Source organism: Sediminibacterium soli, from assembly GCF_009939225.1.
Lineage (GTDB): Bacteria > Bacteroidota > Bacteroidia > Chitinophagales > Chitinophagaceae > Sediminibacterium > Sediminibacterium soli.
Genome location: NZ_JAACJR010000008.1, coordinates 472,896 through 493,919, shown reverse-complemented (window position 1 = coordinate 493,919; position 21,024 = coordinate 472,896). Strand labels below are relative to the sequence as shown.

Sequence of the window (21,024 nt, the reverse complement as noted above, 5' to 3'; positions counted from 1 at the left end):
TTTGCTCCATTGAAGCCGCCGGATTTTTATATTGCATTCCAATCTGCTTGGAATGAAAAGGATATTCGTACGCTTATCGGTTTTGCTGTTATGTATTGTTGCCGTCCAGTTGGTAAAGGCGCAACAGGTTGATTCGATGATGGCTGTCTACCAGGAACAGTACCCGGTGGAGAAAATGCATATCCACTTCGATAAATCGGTTTACAACAAGGAGGAGACGATCTGGTACAAGGTCTATATTCTCACCGGCTCCGAGCTAAGCGATATCAGCAGGAACGTATACCTCGAATGGTACGATACCAGCGGCAGGATGCTGAAGCAGACCGTTGCACCCCTGTACCAGGCAACCGCCAAAGGCGCATTTGAACTTCCGGCCGACTACAAAGGCGATTATATTCACGTGAAAGCGTTTACCCGCTGGATGCTCAACGATGATCCCGCATTTTCGTATGAGCGTGACCTGGGTATCAACAACACAACGCTCTCTGCGGCAGTTGTCAGGAAAACACCGGTGCTTCCGAAAACCAGGCTGGAACTGTTTCCCGAAGGAGGCTTCCTGGTGGATGGGATCAACAGCAAAGTGGCGTTTAAAGCCAGTAACCAGTTCGGTAATCCCGTTTTCGTAAAAGCAGTGCTCGCAGACAGTAAAAACAAAACGATCGACACGCTTAAAGTGCAGCATGATGGCATGGGCTACTTTCAACTGCAGCCGCAGGCGGGAGAAAGCTATAAAGTGAACTGGACGGACGAAAATGGTAAAACAGGCACCACCGCGGTGGAAGGTATCAAACAGCAGGGGGTGTGCATGGCCGTTGCCACCACCAACGAAAAAGCGATCGTAAAAGTGGAGCGCAGCGAAAACGTTCCCGACAACTTTAAAGTGTTCAATATCCTGGTGCATATGAACCAGCAGCTTTTTTTCAGGGCCCAGTTAAAAGGCGTTGAGAAAACAGTGCAGGTGGCCAATATACCCATCGAGGAACTGCCTACGGGGATACTGCAGTTTTCGCTGTTTACGGCCGACTGGATGCCGGTTGCAGAGAGGATACTTTTCGTAAACAATCACCAGCACGAATTCAACGCAAAAGTGCTGGCCCAGCTGGTTTCGCTCGACAAACGCGGTAAGAACGTACTTGATATCAGTGTTTCGGACACTGCGTTCACCAATATGTCTATAGCTGTTACCGATGCCGATGTTCCCGTTGATGAAAAGAACAATATCTTTTCCGATATCCTTCTCAGCGGTGAATTAAAAGGAAAAATATACAACCCCGCCTATTACCTGAAAAGCGATGCGGATACGGTTGCCGCACACCTCGACCTGCTGATGCTCACCAACGGCTGGCGCAGGTTTGACTGGGATAAGATCAAGGCAGGCACCAGGCCGGACTGGAAATACCCTGTTGAAAATTCGCTGATGAAGATGGGAGGAAAGGTATTGGATATGAAAGCGTTTGCCAACGCGCCATCGCCTATGCTGAACGTGATCATGGTGGGGAAAGACAGCAGCAAACGTTTTATGTTCCTGCCTATCACCAGGGATGGAAGCTTTGAAGATCCCCATGTTTTCTTTTATGATACGGTGCGCCTCTACTACAGTTTTAACGGCGCCAACAAATTCACCGAGGGAACACAGGTGCAGTTCGATAACGGCCTGCTGCGGCAGTCGCCAAAAAAAATCAGCCTGGGCACCAAAGACCCGGTGACGGCCTGGTCCGATAGCCTGGCCCGTTTGCGGATGAACCTGTTTCTTACCCAGCAGGAAGCCCTGAAAAAGGCGATGGCCGCCGCCACACTCGAGGAAGTGATCGTAAGAACCAAAGCAAAACGCGACCAGAGTCTGCAGAACCTCGATAAAACCTATGCATCCGGTTTGTTCAGCGGCGGAGACGGCTACTCTTTTGATATGCTTGACGACCCTTTTGCGAAAAGCGCCCTGAGTATCTTTACTTTTTTGCAGGGTAGGGTGGCAGGATTGCAGATATCGGGTTCAGGTATGCAGACATCGTTGAGCTGGAGAGGCGCATCCCCCGACCTGTACATCAACGAACAGCAAAGCACGGTTGATATGGTACAGTCTGTTGCCGTTACCGATGTGGCGTACATTAAAGTGTTCCGCCCGCCTTTCTTCGGATCCATCGGTGGAGGCAGCGGCGGTGCAATAGCCATCTACACAAAAAAAGGCGCTGACGCCAGGAAAGGGTCGGCCGACAGCAAAGGACTGGAGAATACCTTGCTGGGTGGGTACTCAAGGTTCAAGGAATTCTATAATCCCGTTTACGACAAGAGCAACGACAACACGCAAACGGATGTGCGTACCACTTTGTACTGGAACCCCTATATCATCACCAATAAAAAAACACCGAGGGCAAGGATAGAGTTTTACAACAACGATATCAGTAAAAAATTACTGGTGGTGCTCGAAGGCGTGAACGGCGACGGTAAAATGACCCGGGTGGTGAAACTGCTTGATACATCCACGAAAACGGAATAACCGTTTCTTTGTAAACTGATAACCTTCCATACCGACTGCTTATGCGATACGCTTTGGCCATATTTGCGCTGGCGACTGTATTCAGCGCCTGCGGCCCCGCAAAAAAAACAACCGTGCAATCCCTTGCTGCCAACCCGCCCGCGCCACAGGCGAACCGGGAGTTTCGTGCCGCATGGGTGGCCACGGTAGCCAATATCAACTGGCCCAGCAAACCGGGTCTTTCCGCCGAACAGCAGCAGCAGGAGGCGATATCGCTGCTGGATTTTTTGCAGGCCAATCATTTCAATGCCGTTATTTTCCAGGTACGCCCGCAGGCGGATGCCTTATACAAAAGTGAGCTGGAGCCATGGTCGTATTTTCTCACCGGGGCACAGGGCAAAGCGCCCGAGCCGTTTTACGACCCGCTGGCATTCTGGGTGGAGGCTGCGCATAAACGGGGACTGGAACTGCATGTCTGGCTCAATCCCTACCGTGCCCATCACAGGGACGGCAGCGAGATCAGCGGGCAGTCAATCGTAAAACAACATCCCGAGCTGGTGATGAAACTGAAAGAGGGTTACTGGTGGATGGACCCCTCAAGACAGGAAGTGCAGGATCATACGTCAAAAGTGGTGAGGGATATCGTGAAGCGGTACGATATCGATGGGGTACATTTCGACGATTATTTTTATCCCTATCCTTCCTACAATGCCCCCGATGATTTTCCTGATGAGGCAAGCTGGAACGCCTATAAAAGCAAGGGAGGCGAACTGTCGCGCGGCGACTGGCGCAGGCAGAGTGTCAATACACTGATCGAACGCCTGTATGGAGAGATCAAGACAGAAAAGAAATACGTGAAATTCGGACTGAGCCCATTCGGTATCTGGCGGCCGGGGTATCCTGCTTCCATACAGGGATTTGATCAGTATGAACAGTTGTATGCCGATGCCAAACTATGGCTGAACAAAGGCTGGATAGATTATTTTGCCCCGCAGCTGTACTGGCCGATAAACCGCATCACACAAAGTTTTCCCGTGTTGCTCGGCTGGTGGCAAAGCGAAAACACCTTGCAGCGGCACTTATGGCCCGGTATCAGCCTGGGGCGCGATACCAGTGCCAGGAATGTGAACGAAATACTGAGCCAGGTAATGATCTCGCGCGGTATGCTGCCGCAAAGCCCGGGCGTGATACACTGGAGCCTCTCATCCCTTACCGGTAATCCCAATATGGTAAAAGGACTTGTGGATGGTCCCTATAAGCAGGAAGCACTGGTGCCTTCCAGCCCCTGGCTTGGTAATGATGCGCCTGCGGCGCCCACGGTTTCCCTGTCGGGCGAAAACGGAACAGTTACCGTTTCGTGGACCCATCCGGATGAGAAAAATGTTTTTCGCTGGGTGGTGTATGCGCAGTATGGGAATACCTGGACAAATCATATTCCCGCTAAAGAAGTGCATAGCTGGCAATTCAATTCGACAGAAAAAAACAGGCTTACGAAAATCATTGTTACTGCGGTGGACAGGCTGGGTAATGAAAGCGAAAAGAAAACGATCGTTCTCTGAATGGGTTATTCTTTGTAGGTATCGGTCAGCCAGGCGGCCAGCTCTTTTTTGATGGCTTCGCCCAATAGTTTTCGTTTGGCCGAGTCCTGGAGAAAATCATAGCTCACGGAATTATCACCTATCTCGAGCAGTACGCGGTGGCGTGCGGTATTGATGTGTTCATCGAGGCTGTAGAAAGCCAGTTTGCCGGTTGATGCACAACGGTAATCGTTGCGGCCCGTGGTGCTGTCCAGCAGCACGCCCCTGTTTTCGAGACCGGTGGTTCGGGCGATAGCGGCGATCAGTCTGCCCGCAAGTACACGGTTTTCCTGCTCAAATGCATCTCCGTAATGAATATAACCCCAGACGGCATGCCGTTTGGTTCCGCCGTTATTGTGTACCGCGATAAATACCTGCGGTTTTTTTTTGTTGGACTCCTGCAATTCGTAAGCATAGCCGGAAAGCTGTCCGCCGATAACGGCCGAAGTATGCTCCGCCACGGTATTGCTGCCAACATCCGCATGGTGGAGATTGGGAACACCCAGGCTCCACACTTTGTATTCTTTCAGCTTCGGACCGGTTGCCATGGCGGCTTCCACGATCGCATGGCAGGTGGCCGCTTCGCTGAAATTGACACCGGTATTGGTTTGATGCGATGGCTGCCAGACGATAACAGGTGTTTTTTTACCGCCATGGTTTTCGCTGCCGGTTTTCGTTGTTGCGCATGCTGCGCAGAGCAGACAGGAAACGAGCGGAAAAAATAAACGGTAGGAATTGCGTTGCAGCATAGCCGGATTTTTGCATGAAGATACGGAGTGGCTGCCTGCAAGCACCTACATTTGTTGTATGATACGATCCGGCGAATTTCAGTTTGAATCGTCCGTTCCCTGGGAAGATGCCGGGAATGGCGTACAGCGGCAGGTATTTGGTTACGACGAAAACCTGATGCTGGTAAAGGCAAAATTTGTAAAAGGCGGTATCGGCGCCATGCACAGCCACCCGCATTCGCAGGTGACCTATGTGGCCAGCGGTGTGTTTGAAATGACCATCGGCAGCGAAACAAAGACCATCAGACAGGGAGACGGGTATTATGTACCGCCGGGTGTGGTGCATGGTTGTGTGTGCAGGGAAGAAGGAATGCTGATCGATGCCTTCAGCCCGTTTCGGGAAGATTTCGTGCAGGGGGATTGGTGAATTTGAGAATTTGAAGATTTGAAAATTTTGAATTAGCCGTGCTTTCGCAGGAAAATCATCCGCTAATCCACTAATCCGTAACCCGCCAATCCTTCGTCATAAACCCGCTTTCGCTCGTTTTCGTGAACTGTTTCGTTCGATAAGGTTGCTTTTCAGAACGATCTGTTCGATCCGGTTGCTGAAGTTCTTTTTTTCGATCATCTGTATCAAAAGCGTCGCTGCCTCCCGGCCTATTTCGAAAGCCGGCTGGGTGATGGTTGACAAAGAGGGAGAAAGCAGGGACGCCGTTCTCAGGTTGGAGAAGCTGATGATCTTTAGCTGTTCGGGCATTTTCAGGTTGATTTCGCTGCAGGCATGATAGGTGGCGATGGCCAGTTTCTCCACTGAAGCAAAAATGCCGTCGGGGCGGTTTTTGAGTTTGAGCATTCTTTTCAGCAATTCGATATTGCCGTTGTTGTCGTTGGTGCACTCCACCACCATTTTCGGGTCGAAGGGGATCCTGTATTTTTTCAAGGCTTCCAGGTAGCCGTTCATTCTCTTCTGGGTGATAGACAGGTGCCCGTTCATACGCAGGTAGGCGATGCGGCGGCAGCCGGCGAGCAACATATGTTCGGTGGCCCTGAATCCGCAGTCAAAATCATCCGTGGTAATCGTAGGGAACTCGCCTGATTCGGGCACACGGTCAAAGAATACAACGGGTACGCCCGAAGCCTGCAGCGCCTGCAGGTGTTTTACACTGCTCGAGTCGCCGCAGAGAGAAATGATCACACCATCCACACGCCCGCCCTGCAGGTGTTTAACGGTAGATTCTTCGTTTTGCGCGTCTTCGTGGCTGAGGTAGGTAAGCACATGGTAGCCCTTCTGCTGCGCGATCATCTGAATGCCGTCGATGGCGAGCGAAAAAAAGTTATTCGCGATCTCGGGAATAACAACCGCTATCGTAATGCTTTTCTGTTTTCGTAAACCCCTTGCAAATGCATTGGGCTGGTAATTCAGTTTTTCGGCCATTTCCATCACCCTTTTTTTTGTCTCTGCACTGATCTCATAGCTGTCGCGGAGCGCTTTGGACACCGAGGAAATCGATAATCCCAGCTCTTCGGACAATTTTTTCAGGTTTACACTCATGGTTACGAAAATGTTTGAAGAGGTAATTTACTCATTTTACGAAAACCACGATAATGATAAGGCATATTTACGAAAACAACGAAAACCGGTGGTGGGGCAGGGGCAAAAGACAAAGGGAATGATACCGGTGGCGGGCAGCGATTGCCTTAACCAATATGATTCCCTTTGCTGCCAAACCCCTGCAAAACCTGTTGCCGGGTTCTTCTGCCGATTCCTTATTTCTTTGCTTTCAGCGCTTTGTAACGCATCATCGCTTCTATATAGTAGTAGTCTGCATAGGTAAGCGGCACATCTATTTCGGAATTGCCGGGTATATTACCCACGCTGTGCTTCAGGATAAAACCACCGATCTGCTGCGGGGCTGCAGTATAAGTACGGGTGGCAAGTACGCCAAGTATCTTCTCCGCGGCAGAAAGATAAGCTGCACCCCTGGCGCCGGCATACCGGCTCAGCTCGATCAGCGCAGAGGCTTCCACGCAGGCCGCCGACACATCGCGGTAAGTGGCGGGAATGTCTACCGAATTGTAATCCCAGTAAGGTATTTTATCGGCAGGCAGGTTGGGATGGCCGAGCAGGAAATCGGCAATATGCATCGCCTGCGCCAGGTATTTTTTATCCTTTGTTTCGCGGTACATCACCGTAAAACCGTACAGTCCCCACGACTGTCCCCGTGCCCATGCCGAAGAATCGGCAAAACCCTGCGCTGTTTTTTTCGCCAGCACATTTCCGGTGTTCACATCATAATCGATCACATGCCAGGAACTGTAGTCTTTGCGGTAATGGTTTTTGATGGTGGTATTGGCATGCGTTACGGCGATCTTATAGAAGGAAGAATCGCCGGTATGCCGGGTTGCCCAGAAAAGCAGTTCCAGGTTCATCATATTGTCTATGATCACCGGCCATTTCCAGGCTTTGGAATCCCAGGAACGGATACTGCCCACCGTGGCATTAAACCTGGTTGAGAGCGACCTGGCGCTGTTGACCATGATCTCCTCGTATTTTTTATCGTGGAGCAACCTGTTGGCGTTGCCATAGCTGCAATACATCATAAAGCCCAGGTCATGGGTGCCCTTGTTGTACTGCTCTTTTTCCAGAAGCGCCAGTCTTTGCAGGGCTTCCTCTTTTACCGCCGGGTCTTTTGAATATTCGTACAGATACAGCAGGGAACCGGGGTAAAAACCGCTTGTCCACCAGCTGGTGCTGCTTGTTTCCAGCTTTTTAACCGGATAGTAGGTCTTGGGCATCACGCCCTGTGGCACCTGTGTAGCCAGGTATTTGTACTGTCTTATGGCATTGTTAAGTGCCGTGTCGATAAGGGTTAACAGCGGTGTTTTGTGCTGCGAAAAAACAGTGGCACTGAACAGCAGTGTTCCGATCAGGGTTAGAGGTAGTTTTCGTATCATAGGGGATAAATATAAAAAGATTTAAAAGAGAATGCCACACGCAGTGTGGCATTCCCGTATGATGTAAAAGAACGATACCGTTTGCTTATTCGGGTATCTTATCCAAAGCCGGAACATTACCACCCGAACCGGTATAACCCAGGTTTTGGTTGATGCGGCCATCGGTATTGGCCAGTATCGCTGCCTGGGGTACGGGCCATAACACATGGTATGGACTGATACGGAACTGGTCGCCATGCACCGTCACAAAATTCTTCGCATAGAAGATATTCTTTTCCAGGATGCGGTCAACCATGAAATTGGAGGTAGAGAAGTTCGCCAGCGTATACGTTTTACCGTTATAGGCCTGTCCTGTTTTTGCAAACAGGTAGGAGATCCTTGTCAGCTCTGTTTTCCGCGGTTCTTCGTAATACAGTTCACGAGCGCGTTCATCCAGGATGGTTCCGATGCTCATTTTGGAAGCAGGGTAAGGAGCGCATTTAGCTCTTGTGCGAACGGCATTTACATCAGCCGCCGCGTTTGCCGCATCTCCTTTCCACATATAGGCTTCTGCTCTCAGCAGGTACGTTTCCGCCAGACGGAATACATACCAGTCGCCGTTACCACCTCTCCAGGGCGTGTTGATCTGGTCGGGAATATAGGTTTTATACTGCGGCCAGGGGTACCAGTCGCGCAGGGTATCCAGGCAAAGCAGTCTGCCGGTTGGTCCGTATAACCTCAGGCGCAGGCCGTAAGCGGTATCGGTTCCCTTGAGTGCCGGGTTGCTGTAGCGTATGTTTTCCATGTACATCCAGTTACCTGAAGTGGAATCATGACGCTCGTCGTTCGGATCGTCCCAGATATCGTTGTAATAATAAGGAGTGGAACGGCAACGGCCGATGCCGCGTCCATACAGCATCATGTTATCGATCTCCACACCCTGCGAAGCAGATACGCCCGCTTTACCCGAAGGGGTTACCAGGTTGGGGGCGCCGATAGAAATAAACGGTGTTGCGTTACGCATGGTCTGCAAACCGCTGCTGAATGCACCGGGGGTGCCGAAACGGTCTGTTACCAGGTAAAGCACTTCCGTATTGGCTGCCGCCGCTTTGTTGTCGGGGCGATGCAGGTCCCAGGTTACATTCTTTTTTGCATTGGCTGCATCCACACCAAACCTTGTGGTCACCAGTTTGTAACTGCCCTGGCTGATCACGGCAGAACAGTTGGCAATGGCATCGTCGAACAGGCCGAGTGCCAGGTTGATTTTCGCCAGCTGGTGGTAACAGGCCGCGCGGTTGATATCGCCTTTGTCGGTAACCCAGGGCACCCATTTCACGGCAAATTCCAGGTCTGATTTCATGCGCTGCAATATCACTTCACGTTTTACAGAGAAGAAATCCGTTTTGGGTGAAGTGATTTCCTTCATAGGGCAGGGCACATCGCCGAACTGGTTCACCAGGCGGTAGTAGCTGTAGGACCTGAAGAAATAAGCCTGTCCTAAGATCACGTTCCTGGCAGAGTCGGAAATAGATTTTGCTTCCGGAGCCTGTATACGGGTGATAACCACGTTGGCGGCACGGATGCTTACATACTGTCTGTCCCAGAAAAAACCGATCTTATTGAAGTCGGTATGATTCAGCTGCGCATCCGGTCTGATCAGCTGGTCCAGGTTCTGCGCCGGGCCGGTCTTGTCATCCGTTCCTTCCACCGATTCTTCTGAAAAGATCTGCTCGGTGATATTGGGAGAGGCATCTCCGTACCACTCCGCTTTCAGGTTGTTGGAAATGGATGACAGGGCTGATTTGAATCCCTGAATGTCTACCAGTGTATTCTCAGGCACATATACCGAAAGCGGTTTCGGGTCGAGCCATGATTTTTTACATGAGGCCAGCGCCATCGTTGTGACAGTGATAACCGACACAACAAATGCCTTATTTGAGATATTTTTCATGTTCTTGTGTTTTCGTGGTTATCTTATAAAGTGATATTGAGACCAAGGTTCATCTGCATGGGAACAGGCGACATGTTATTGTTATTGCCGGTTCCTTTGTACTCAGGATCAAAATAGGTCCAGCCGGTGAATACCGCGGCGTTCACCATGTTGAAATAACCCTTGATACCCTGGAAGCCCCAGCGCTTGGCCGTTTCAGCCGGAACGGAATAAGCAAGACTGATATTGCTCAGGCGCAGGAAACTGGCCTTCTTATAGTAGTTCCAGCTAACCACACCACTGGCATTGGAGTTAATGGCAGCGTAATCATTGATCGGGTTGCTCGGTGTCCAGTACGGGCGCTGGTAGAAGTTGGCGCGGTCATAGAACCTGTCCACATTCTTCGCTTCGTTGAACTGGTAAATCTGTCCCAGCCTTGCATACAGCGTGAACGAAAAATCGAAATTCTTGTAGATACGGAATTCGTTACGCAGGTTCAGGCTCAGCTTTGGCGTGGTAGGACCCAGGAAAACCTTATCGGCGATGGTATACTGTCCGTCTCCGTTGGTATCCTGCAGTTTGAAATCACCGGGTTTGTAACCGTATTTTTTTGCATCGGCTGCTTCGGCTGCCTGCCATACGCCAACCACTTTGTAGTTGAACTGGTCGGAAATATTATGACCGATATACCATCCGTTATTGAGGTCATCTTTTTCAGACGTACCGATCTGTTTTCCGGAAGCATCGTAATCCGGCGTAGGACCGTACAGGTGCACGATCTTGTTGGTGTTGGTCCAGATAGAGAAAGTGCTTCTCCATTCAAAATTCGGTTTGCGCATATTCTGTGTGTTCACATTGAACTCGAAACCTGAATTCTGTACCTCGCCCAGGTTGGCGTAGATATCGTTGAAACCTGTTACGCTTGGCAGGGTTCTTCTAACCAGCAGGTCTTTTGTATGCGAATTGTAGTACTCCACCGAACCCGATACCACACCTCTGAACAGAGAATAGTCGAGACCAAAGTTGGTGGCCACTTTTCTTTCCCATTTCAGTTCGGGGTTAGCGAGGTTGGCGGAAAAAACACTGATCACGTTATTGGCGGTACCGGTGCCGTTCACATACACATAGCTGCCCGAACCGAGTGTTGCCAGGGCCTGGAAAGCATCGATCGAACTGTTACCGTTTTCGCCATAGGAAACCCTCAGCTTGGCATAATCCAGCCAGCGGTTTGTTTTTTTCATGAACGATTCATCGCTCAGCGTCCAGGCAAAGGCGGCAGAGGGGAAATAAGCCCGCTTGTTCTCTTTACCAAAGCCTGAGTAACCGTCGCGGCGTTCGGTCAGCGTCAGTGTATAGCGCTGGTCGTAGCTGTACACAAGTCTTCCCATCAGGGCGTCCCTGGTTACATAGGTGTCGTTGCTGCTGGCGGTATAGGGAATGGTGGCCGATTGTATCGCATCAAAGCTCAGGTTATCGTTCGGCGCAAAATTCTCTGCGTGAATGGTATGGTACCAGCGCTGGTTTTTCTCCGCGTTTATCAGAAAAGTGGCATTGAAAGAATGTTTTCCGAAACTGCGGTTCCAGTATAGGAGGTTGTCGTTTGTCCAGTTATACTCTGTCTGTGATTCCCTGTCCACAATACCTTTCCTTGAAGCGAGCACCGGGTTTGCGGCCTGCTGGTGGTTGAATTCGCGGTAGGTGTTGAATGTGGGCGCAAAACGGATCTCGTAAGAGAAGCCGAATGGCAGTTTGCCCTTGGCATACAGCGTGGCAAACAGGTTATCGTACCTGTACAGGCGGTCGGTATAGGTTTGCGGGATAAACGGATTGGTATTGTTACCCGGGTCATCGTTGGGACTGATGCGGAGCGTTTTTCCGTCGTCGGCATACAGGCTGCCGTAAGGCGTTGTCTGCAGCACATCGCTCAGCGGAATGGTTACCGCGCTCTGGTCTCTCTCGGCAAATTGTGTATTCAAACCAACCGTGAGGTATTTGGCGATATTGGATTCAAGGTTCAGTCTCACACGCAGGGTCTTGTACCTGTCACCAACCGTGATACCCATATTTTCGAGATAACCCAGTGAGAGGTAATAGCTGTAATCATCCCTTCTCTGCGAAACACTTACGGTATGATCCTGCTGTATGGCGCTTTGCTCATAGATCAGCTTTTCCCAGTCGAGCGATTTGCCGGCGAGGTAGTTGCTGATCTCGATCGGTTTCATGCGAAGACGGTTAAGCCATGCCGTGGCGGGATCACCGGTGGAACCGTCCAGCGCCAGCCATTGTGCAACGGTGATGCTGGAAGGCAGTTTGGCAGGATTGAGGAACCGGTACTGGATACCGGGTTTGGAAGTGGAGTCAAAACCGTTTATCGCCCAAAGCGCATCGGAACGGAAATTGAGGAACTCCTCCGCGTTCAGCAGGTGTGGCTTCCTCGACACCCTGTTCAATCCCACGTTGGAATTGATGGTGATGGTGGGTTTGCCCACCCTTCCTTTCTTGGTGGTGATCAGGATAACACCGTTTGATCCGCGCGATCCGAATACGGCTGCGGCGCTGGCATCCTTCAGCACATCGATGGTGCCGATATCGTTCGGGTTGATGTCTTCCAGTCCGCCGGGATAGATGGCGCCGTCGAGAATGATCAGCGGCGTGGTACCTGCGGTAAGACTGCCGCGTCCCCTGATCTGCAGGCTGCTGTTGGAGCCTTTGGTGCTTCCGTCAAAACCCACGTCAAGTCCGGGTGCGTTGCCGCGCAGGATATCCTGCACAGACCTCGGGTTTTCGTTTTCGAACTGGGTGGCCTTTACCTGTGCCACCGCACCGGTAAGGTCTTTTTTAGTGGCGGTGCCATAACCGATCACCACCACATCGTTCAGCCCGGTCACTTTTTCTGCAAGCGAAACCGTGATGGCCGATGTGTTCTTCACCGCCAGTTCCTGGTCTTCGAAACCGGTATAACTGAATACCAGCGTAGCATTCGCAGGCACGTTGTTAATGGTGAAGTTGCCGGTGTTATTCGTGGTAACACCGCGCTTGGTTCCCTTGATCAACACACTAACGCCCGCCAGCGGCGTATTCTTGGCATCGTTAACCTTACCCGTAATGGTGGCGGGAAAACCGGTTTGTGCAAGAGTTACATTAAATAGAAGGAGTAGGCCCGTCAAGCAAAGAGCCAAGCCCCTGAGAGCGCATATAATCGCCCGGGAGGTTGTTTTCATATACAGCAAGAATTGGTTTACGCAATTAATGAATATTTGCGAATGCACACGATTGTACCCTGTGTACGCATTGCAACTGTGACAATCGAAAATTGAATCTAAACCAGTTTTTCATTCTGTACAACAGATAACCGACGCAACCGTTTGTTTTTTTACGAAAAGGTTTTCGTAAAATAAAAGCGATCTGTACAGACGCAAAACACTAAATTAGTTGCCGCTTGCGCTAACGCTGTGCTATATGATAAAAAAAAGAATTGTTTCTGCTGACGCAGTAATCCGGTCATCGGAGTTTTTTTTCCGCAGCGTTTCGTTATTCTGGCCTGGAAGCCTCTTCGTTAGGACAGCCTTTTCCCGGGAAAAGTTGCACAACCGTATTTTTTTTCATCACCGCGCCGCAAAACCGATCCGTGTTTTCTGCCAGGCTGCCGGTACCTTAAAAAACAATTATGCGTAAACATGTATTTCAGGCAGGATTGTCGATCCTGTGCTGCCTGCTGCTCGTCTCGGCGGTTTTTGCACAAACAGATAAACTGAAGGGCAGCCGTGTACTGGTATATACCAAGAACGGAAAGGGATATGTACACGACAACATCGCCTCGGCGGTGGATGCCGTAAAAGTACTCGGTAAAACCCATGGGTTCCTCGTGGATGTAGCGGATACATCGCTTGTCTTTACCGAAGCCAACCTGCGTAAATACAAAATGCTCATCTTCACCAGTACCAACAACGATGTGTTTGCCACCGATGAAGAACGCGTTGCCTTCAGAAGGTATATCGAAGCGGGCGGCGGTTTTGTGGGTGTGCATTCCGTCACCGGTACGGAACGGAACTGGCACTGGTTCAAAATGATGATCGGGGAAACATTTTCCTGGCACGCAAAATACCAGCGGTTCACCGTCAGAAAAATAGATCCTTCGCATCCTTCCATGAAAGATGTGCCTGCTGAATGGTCCAGGGAAGACGAATGCTATTTTGGCAAGGAACTGTATCCCGGTATGCGCGTGCTGATGGCGCACCAGCTGAGTTCGCTCAACCGCGAAGACAAAGCGCAGGCAGACCTGATACAGAAGAACCAGGGACAATATGCAGACTATTACCCGGCCGTATGGTGGCAGCCTTTTGAAGGCGGCAATGTATGGGTTACCACCCTGGGTCACCACAAAGACAGTTATAAAGAACCGGTATACAGGAACCACCTGCTGCAGGGCATCCGTTTTATGGCAAACCAGTTCAAAGGACTGGACTATGCCAAAGCGCAGGCAACCACCAAAGACGATCCATTAAAAAAATAGCAGACAATGAAAGGAATCAAAACAGCAGGCCTGGCGGCGGCTGCAGCTTGCATCACCACCATAGGTATGGCACAGAAAAACATCAGACTCATTACACTCGATCCCGGCCATTTCCATGCGGCGCTGGTGCAGAAATCTATGTACCCGCAGGTAGACAATACGGTACATGTATATGCCCCCAAGGGTAATGATGTTACCATGCACCTCGACAAGATCAAAGGATATAACAGCAGCCCCAATAACCCTACGCAATGGAAAGAAGTGGTGTACGAGGGCAGCGATTACCTGCAGAAAATGCTGGCCGAAAAAAAAGGCAACCTGGTGGTGCTGGCCGGCAATAACCGCCTGAAAACAGATTATATCGCGGCTTCGGTGAAAGCCGGTCTGAACGTATTTGCAGACAAACCCATGGCCATCGATGACAGGGGTTTTGAAAAGCTGAAACAGGCATTTGTAACGGCAAAAAAGAACAAAGTGCAGCTGTATGATATCATGACGGAGCGTTATGAGATCACCACCCTGCTGCAGCGCGCGTTCTCCATGGAGTCATCGGTGTTCGGCGCGCTGAAAAAAGGCACGTTGCAGGAGCCGGCGGTAACCAAGGAAAGTGTGCATCATTTCTATAAATACGTATCCGGATCGGTACTCACCAGGCCGGCCTGGTTTCTCGACGTGGCACAGCAGGGCGAAGGTATCGTGGACGTAACAACACACCTGGTGGACCTGATCCAGTGGGAATGTTTTCCCGGCGTAACGCTTGATTACCGGAAAGACATCGCCATACAGCAGGCAAGACACTGGGCTACCAAAGTGTCAAAAGCGCAGTTTACCGAGCTCACAAAAGAAACCGTACTGCCGGCATACCTTGCCGAAAAAACCGATGCGGATGGTCATATCGGTATCCTCAGCAACGGAGAGATCAACTATACCGTTAAAGGCGTACACGCAAAAGTTTCGGTGATCTGGAACTACAAAGCGCCCGAGGGCACCGGCGATACCCATTATTCCATCATGCGCGGCACCCGTGCCAACCTGGTGATACGCCAGGGCGCAGAGCAGCAGTACAAACCAACCTTGTATATAGAACCGATGGCAGAAACCCCGGCTTACGAGGCAGCGGTGGAACAGGCGGTAAAAAAGATCAGCGCGCAGTACAAGGGCCTCACACTGAAAAAGCAGGCGAAGGGATGGGAAGTGATTATTCCGGATGCATTCAAGGAAGGACACGAGGCGCATTTTGCCCGCGTAATGGAAAAATACCTCGAATACCTGTCCAAAAACAATATGCCCTCCTGGGAAGTGCCGAATATGATCGCCAAATATTACACCACCACCCGGGCATTCAGGATCGCCAATAAAAAATAAGCATATGAAAACCTGGTTGCTTGCCATAACCCTCTGCAGTTGCTGCCACAGCCTGCGGTCGATGGCACAGGGTAAGGTGCCGGCTCCGATACAGGGTACCTACCGGAATATTTACGAGATGCTGAAAGACGTGCCCGGCCTCGAGGTTACGAGCGATAACGGGCGTACCGGCAGCGTTACCGTAAGAGGCGTAAACAGCCTCACCCGCCAGGGGCAGCCCCTGTTTGTACTGGACGGGGCGGTGTATTCCGGCGATCTGTCCGACCTCAACCCGGCGGATATCAAAAGCATCTCGGTGCTTAAAGACGCGGCATCGCAAACAGCCTACGGGTCAAGAGGTATGTTTGGCGTGATACTGATTACTTCCAAGGATGGAAAAGGGGCGGGCAAAGCGGCTTCCGTATCCAGTTACAACGGATCGGCCTACAGCTATTTTATCGAACACAAAACCATGCTGCGGGTATATGGTCTGGACGATAAGGTACTGACAGAAGGTGTGATCCAGCAGCAGCAGGACAGTGTGCTGGTATTTAAACAACGACGCAAGGAACTGCTGGTACCGATTAAGAACATCAAACGCGTGGAAATGATTCCCTCGGAAAATTGAGAAAGTGCGGGCAGACGCTGTAACGAAAAGCCCGCTATATCGTTTTCGTAAATTAATCAACACGATTTTGAATCCGGAAGGATAAAAAGAACCAATTTCACATTTTAACTAATTGCTATTTCGATGAACGATCTATTTTCTCTGAAGGATAAAGTAATCATAGTTACAGGCGGTACGGGTATATTGGGAGGTGCATTTGTGAAAGGAATTGCGGCAGCGGGCGGCACCGTCGTTATCCTTGGAAGAAATACGGCAAAAGCCGGGGAGCGTGCCAACGAAATAACCGCTGCGGGCGGTAAAGCCATGGCGGTTACCGCCGATGTACTCGACGAACAAAACCTGCAAAAGACCAAAGAAGCCATTCTTGAAAAATACGGACGTATCGATGGACTGGTAAATGCCGCCGGCGGTAATATGCCCGAAGGCGTGCTGGCTCCCGATGCGGATATTTTTTCCATGAACCTCGATGGCATGCGTAAGGCGATGGAGCTGAACCTCTGGGGTACCATCATTCCCACACAGGTATTCGGCGCCGCCATGGTAAAAGCAGGCAGGGGCAGTATCGTGAATATTTCCTCTGTCAGTTCCCAGCTTGCCGTTACCAAGGTGCTGGGTTACAGCATGGGCAAGGCGGCGGTGGACTGCTACAACAAATGGTTTGCCGTGGAAGTGGCCAACCGTTTCGGAGATGCGATCAGGATGAATTCGATCGCACCCGGATTTTTTCTTACGGAACAGAACAGAACATTACTTACACAACCAGACGGAAGCCTCACAGCAAGAGGCAGCCTTGTGGTGCAACACACGCCTTACAAAAGATTTGGCAAACCCGAAGAACTTATCGGCGCACTGATCTACCTGTTAAGCGATGCTTCGGCATTTGTAACGGGTATGCAGCTGGGCGTTGACGGTGGGTTTACCATCTTCAGCGGCGTGTAATTATCGATTAGCTTATGCAGGATTACATTTTTAACGACGATTTTCTCTTACAGGGAAAAGCTGCCAGGCGTTTGTATCATGATTACGCAAAAGACCAGCCGATCATCGACTACCACTGCCATCTTCCGCCCGATGAGATCGCTTCGAACAAACAGTTCCCCAATCTTACCGATATCTGGCTCAAGGGAGACCATTACAAATGGCGTGCGCTTCGCTCGCTGGGTGTGCCCGAGGCGTTTATCACGGGTGATGCTTCCGACGAGGAAAAATTCATGGCCTGGGCAAGAATGGTTCCGCAAACGGTACGCAACCCGCTGTTTCACTGGACACACCTGGAGCTGAAAAATGTCTTTGGTATCAACGAATACCTCAGTGAAAAAAATGCGATGAAAATATACGGGCAGTGCAACGAACTGCTTGCAAAACCATCTCATACAACAAAAGGGCTGCTTACGGAGTTCAGGGTGAAATATGTGGGCACCACAGACGAACCCTGGGACAGCCTCGAGCACCATCGCCGGCTGGCTGCGGAGAATTTTTCGGTCAGGGTATCGCCTTCTTTTCGTCCTGATAAGGTATTGTTTATCGGGAGCGATGCGTTTTTCACCAATATCGGTTTACTGGAAAAAGCAAGCGGCATAGCGATAAAAGACATTGCTTCGCTGCTCGAAGCGCTGCGTAACAGGGTTGTGTTCTTTCATGCCAACGGATGCAGGGTATCTGACCATGGTCTTACCCAGATGCCTGCCAAACAGCAGTTTTCCAAAGCGCTGGAGAACGAACTGGCCGGTTTCCTGGTAAACAAAAAAGGCAGTTTCTCAGACCCGGAAGCGTATATGGGGTATGTGTTGTCGGAACTCTGCAAAATGTACCACGAGCACGAATGGGTACAGCAGTTTCACCTCGGACCCATCCGGAACAACAATACACGGCTGAATAAAAAACTGGGAGCAGACAGCGGCTTCGATTCGATCGGCGACGCGCCGCAGGCGCTGCAGATGTCGCTGTTCTTCGACGCGCTGGACCAGGTGGACCAGCTGGCAAAAACCGTTATTTACAACATCAATCCCTCTTTTAACGAAGTGTTTGCGACCATGCTGGGTAACTTCAACGACGGCAGCGTCAAAGGCAAAATGCAGTTTGGCTCGGGATGGTGGTTCCTGGATCAGAAAGACGGGATGGAAAAGCAGCTGAATGCGCTTTCGAATATGGGATTACTCAGTACATTTATAGGGATGATCACCGACAGCCGCAGTTTTCTTTCCTTTCCCCGCCATGAATATTTCAGGAGGATTTTATGCAACCTGATCGGCGATGAGATGGAAAAAGGGCTGTTGCCGAATGATGAGAAATGGATGGGTGATATCGTAAGCAGGATCTGTTATGCTAATGCGAAGGAATATTTTAACCTGTAAGCGCCACCTAAAATCATATACAGCGTATAACCCAAACCGAAAACTTACAACTTAAATCGATAATGCCATGTCAAAATCAAGAAGGGATTTTATCAAAACATCCGCCAGGGCTGCTGCGGGCACTTATATAGCCTCTATAGGCTTCAGTGCACAGAGCTATGGGCGAATCATCGGTGCCAACGACCGCGTGCGGGTAGGTGTGGTGGGATTTTCCGACCGTCACCGCAGTTCGCATATACCGCCGTTCATGAAATTCCACAAGGAAATGAATTTCGATATCGTTTCCGTATCCGATCTGTGGAAAAAAAGAAGGGAGGAGGGCGCTGCTTTCCTGAAAGAGAAAATGGGACATGATATCAATGCCTACCGCAATAACGATGAATTGTATGCCTCCAAAACAGTGGATGCCGTGTTTATCAGCACAGCCGATTTTCAGCATGCGCTGCATACCATCGAGGCGGTGAAGGCAGGATGTGATGTATACTGCGAAAAACCTTTTGCCGAAACCATGGAAGATAACCGCGCGGCGCTCAAGGCGGTAAAAGCCACCGACCGCATCGTGCAGATCGGATCGCAAAGAAGAAGCGGACCGAATTACAAAGCCGCTGCCGATTTTATCAAAGACGGCAAATTTGGCCCGATCACAATGGTGGAGCTCACCTGGAACGTGAACCAGCCGGGTCGCTGGAGAAGACCCGATCTTGTGGCACAGTGCCACGAAGCGGATCTCGACTGGAAACGTTACCTGATGAACCGTCCCTTCGAAAAATTTGATCCGAGAAAATACCTTGAATACCGTTTGTTCTGGCCTTATTCTTCCGGTATGCCCGGCCAGTGGATGAGTCACCAGATCGACACCGTGAACTGGTTCTCCGGCTACCAGCATCCGCGCAGCGTTACTGCCAACGGCGGTATCTATGTATGGAAAGACGGACGCCGCAACTGGGATACCACCACCGCCGTATTCGACTACGGTCCTGCGGGAGATGCCAGCACAGGTTTCCAGGTTGTATTCATGTCGCGCATGCACAACGGCGATGAAAGTCCTTCCGAGATCTACTATTCAAACGGCGGCGAACTGAACCTGATCAACAACAAGGTATCGCCCAAGGGTGGACTGCGTGCACGCGAAGCTGCGGCCATGAAAATGCAGCCCAACCTGCTGCCCGAACTCAGCCTCACCGATATTGCGGTGAAAGTGGAAGCCGGTGCCAACACAGGCGGCGACCAGCTGACAACGGCACACGTGCGTAACTGGATGGAATGCATCCGCAGCAGGAAGCAGCCGAATGCACCCGTGGAAGCAGGATATACCCACTCAATTGCCACCATCATGGCCAACGCAGCGATACGCACCGGCGCAAAAGTTACTTTCAATGAAAAAACACAGGAAGTAATGGCCAATGGCAAACCGTTTAAATACTGACCCAACGTTTGTTATAAGCAAACGCCGTAACCAACAAAGCAGAAAGGGAATTGCCTGGCAGTTCCCTTTCCTGTTCCTGAATACGAATGCATGACCGACAAACAAAAAGCGATCATTGCCGTGCTGCTGGGAAATTTTTTCTTCGGCACCAGTGTCATCGCAGTAAAACACATTACCCCTTCCTTGATGCCGCCGATTGCATTAACGGCGGTTCGCGTTGTTTCCACCACCATACTGTTCTGGCTGATGTATGCGGTTAGGCCGGTTAAAACAGGTATTGTTGCAAAAGACTATCGCCTGCTTTTCCTCTGTGCGATAGCAGGTATTGTGATGAACCAGACTTTTTCCATACGCGGAATGTCTTTAACCAGTCCTATCCATGCCTCGCTGCTGATACTGACAACACCGATCACCATTACCCTGCTGGCCGCCTGGGTATTGAGGGAGAAGCTTACCAGGTTTAAACTGATGGGGTTGGCACTGGGGGTTTGCGGCGGTGCCCTGCTTGTATTTTCCCGCGATCTTTCCGATAAAGCCGGGGGGCAGCAGTTGCTGGGAGATCTGTTTGCGATCATGGGCGCCATCAGTTATTCCCTGTACGTGGTATTCATCAGACCCGTGATGCCCAAATACAAAGCGGCGCATATCCTGCAATGGGTATTCCTGTTCGGCTGCCTGTTCAGCCTGCCCCTTGGCTGGAATGCCCTGAAGGAAGTGCAGTGGCAGGCGTTTGATGCGCTTAGCTGGTTTTCGCTGGTCTATGTGGTGCTGGGCGCCACCTTTATTGCGTACCAGCTGATGAATTACAGCATCAACAAACTCGGTGCCAGCGGCACAGGCGCTTTTATCTACACACAGCCTTTTTTTGCCACGATGGCTTCCATGATCCTGCTGAACGAATCCCTGAGCCTGCCGAAAATACTGGCAGCAGCACTGATCATGGGCGGCGTGTTCCTGACCAACTACAGGAGAAAATGAGGGATTTTCGATTTCCGATTGCAGATTGGCGATTGCCGATTTTGAGTGATGGTGTGCAGTAAAGACAAACGGACAGGCAAATACTTTCGGATCCGATCTGCAATTCATCCATCCTCTACCGCATATAAACCCAATCGGC

The 21,024-nt window shown here is 50.7% G+C and carries 15 protein-coding genes; 10 read left to right on the top strand and 5 right to left on the bottom strand.

Features of this window, described 5'->3' with window-relative positions; translation table 11 throughout:
- Window positions 1–52: 52 nt before the first annotated feature.
- Both GWC94_RS09330 and GWC94_RS09325 read left to right on the top strand, forming a co-directional pair.
- Window positions 53–2,494, top strand: a complete 2,442-nt coding sequence (locus GWC94_RS09330; RefSeq protein ID WP_161834766.1) for a hypothetical protein — start codon at window positions 53–55, stop codon at window positions 2,492–2,494.
- 41 nt (window positions 2,495–2,535) lie between these two features.
- Entirely contained in the window at window positions 2,536–4,032 is a 1,497-nt protein-coding gene (locus GWC94_RS09325; protein ID WP_161834765.1) for a glycoside hydrolase family 10 protein, read from the top strand.
- Window positions 4,033–4,037: 5 nt separating this feature from the next.
- Here GWC94_RS09325 and GWC94_RS09320 read toward each other — a convergent pair whose 3' ends face one another.
- On the bottom strand, window positions 4,038–4,799 hold the full coding sequence (locus GWC94_RS09320; protein WP_161834764.1) for an N-acetylmuramoyl-L-alanine amidase: 762 nt from the start codon (window positions 4,797–4,799) through the stop codon (window positions 4,038–4,040).
- Between the two features lie 58 nt (window positions 4,800–4,857).
- Here GWC94_RS09320 and GWC94_RS09315 point away from each other — a divergent pair, with 58 nt between their 5' ends.
- Window positions 4,858–5,205, top strand: coding sequence for a cupin domain-containing protein (locus tag GWC94_RS09315; protein ID WP_161834763.1), 348 nt, complete (start codon window positions 4,858–4,860; stop codon window positions 5,203–5,205).
- A gap of 96 nt (window positions 5,206–5,301) precedes the next feature.
- Here the strand turns inward: GWC94_RS09315 and GWC94_RS09310 are convergent, their stop codons facing one another.
- The 4 genes from GWC94_RS09310 to GWC94_RS09295 all read right to left on the bottom strand — a co-directional run bounded on the left by GWC94_RS09310 (window position 5,302) and on the right by GWC94_RS09295 (window position 12,809).
- On the bottom strand, window positions 5,302–6,330 hold the full coding sequence (locus GWC94_RS09310; protein ID WP_161834762.1) for a LacI family DNA-binding transcriptional regulator: 1,029 nt from the start codon (window positions 6,328–6,330) through the stop codon (window positions 5,302–5,304).
- Between the two features lie 215 nt (window positions 6,331–6,545).
- Window positions 6,546–7,733, bottom strand: a complete 1,188-nt coding sequence (locus GWC94_RS09305; RefSeq protein ID WP_161834761.1) for a glycoside hydrolase family 88 protein — start codon at window positions 7,731–7,733, stop codon at window positions 6,546–6,548.
- An 85-nt stretch (window positions 7,734–7,818) separates the two neighbouring features.
- The gene (locus tag GWC94_RS09300) at window positions 7,819–9,663 is read right to left on the bottom strand and encodes a RagB/SusD family nutrient uptake outer membrane protein (protein ID WP_161834760.1); all 1,845 of its coding nucleotides are present in this window, start codon (window positions 9,661–9,663) and stop codon (window positions 7,819–7,821) included.
- Between the two features lie 23 nt (window positions 9,664–9,686).
- Window positions 9,687–12,809: a SusC/RagA family TonB-linked outer membrane protein gene (locus GWC94_RS09295; RefSeq protein ID WP_161834759.1), complete on the bottom strand. Its 3,123-nt coding sequence runs from the start codon at window positions 12,807–12,809 to the stop codon at window positions 9,687–9,689.
- A gap of 500 nt (window positions 12,810–13,309) precedes the next feature.
- Here GWC94_RS09295 and GWC94_RS09290 point away from each other — a divergent pair, with 500 nt between their 5' ends.
- The 7 genes from GWC94_RS09290 to GWC94_RS09260 all read left to right on the top strand — a co-directional run bounded on the left by GWC94_RS09290 (window position 13,310) and on the right by GWC94_RS09260 (window position 20,885).
- Window positions 13,310–14,155, top strand: coding sequence for a ThuA domain-containing protein (locus tag GWC94_RS09290; protein ID WP_161834758.1), 846 nt, complete (start codon window positions 13,310–13,312; stop codon window positions 14,153–14,155).
- 6 nt (window positions 14,156–14,161) lie between these two features.
- Window positions 14,162–15,520 carry a putative oxidoreductase C-terminal domain-containing protein gene (locus GWC94_RS09285; RefSeq protein ID WP_161834757.1) on the top strand — a complete coding sequence of 453 codons (1,359 nt, stop codon included), beginning with the start codon at window positions 14,162–14,164 and terminating at the stop codon, window positions 15,518–15,520.
- Window positions 15,521–15,524: 4 nt separating this feature from the next.
- Entirely contained in the window at window positions 15,525–16,127 is a 603-nt protein-coding gene (locus GWC94_RS09280) for a TonB-dependent receptor plug domain-containing protein (protein WP_161834756.1), read from the top strand.
- A gap of 123 nt (window positions 16,128–16,250) precedes the next feature.
- Window positions 16,251–17,066, top strand: a complete 816-nt coding sequence (locus GWC94_RS09275; RefSeq protein WP_161834755.1) for an SDR family oxidoreductase — start codon at window positions 16,251–16,253, stop codon at window positions 17,064–17,066.
- Window positions 17,067–17,080: 14 nt separating this feature from the next.
- Window positions 17,081–18,481 carry a glucuronate isomerase gene (gene uxaC / locus GWC94_RS09270; RefSeq protein ID WP_161834754.1) on the top strand — a complete coding sequence of 467 codons (1,401 nt, stop codon included), beginning with the start codon at window positions 17,081–17,083 and terminating at the stop codon, window positions 18,479–18,481.
- Window positions 18,482–18,548: 67 nt separating this feature from the next.
- On the top strand, window positions 18,549–19,907 hold the full coding sequence (locus GWC94_RS09265; RefSeq protein WP_161834753.1) for a Gfo/Idh/MocA family protein: 1,359 nt from the start codon (window positions 18,549–18,551) through the stop codon (window positions 19,905–19,907).
- Between the two features lie 90 nt (window positions 19,908–19,997).
- Complete coding sequence (locus GWC94_RS09260) at window positions 19,998–20,885, top strand: DMT family transporter (RefSeq protein WP_161834752.1); 888 nt, start codon at window positions 19,998–20,000, stop codon at window positions 20,883–20,885.
- Window positions 20,886–21,024 lie beyond the last annotated feature (139 nt).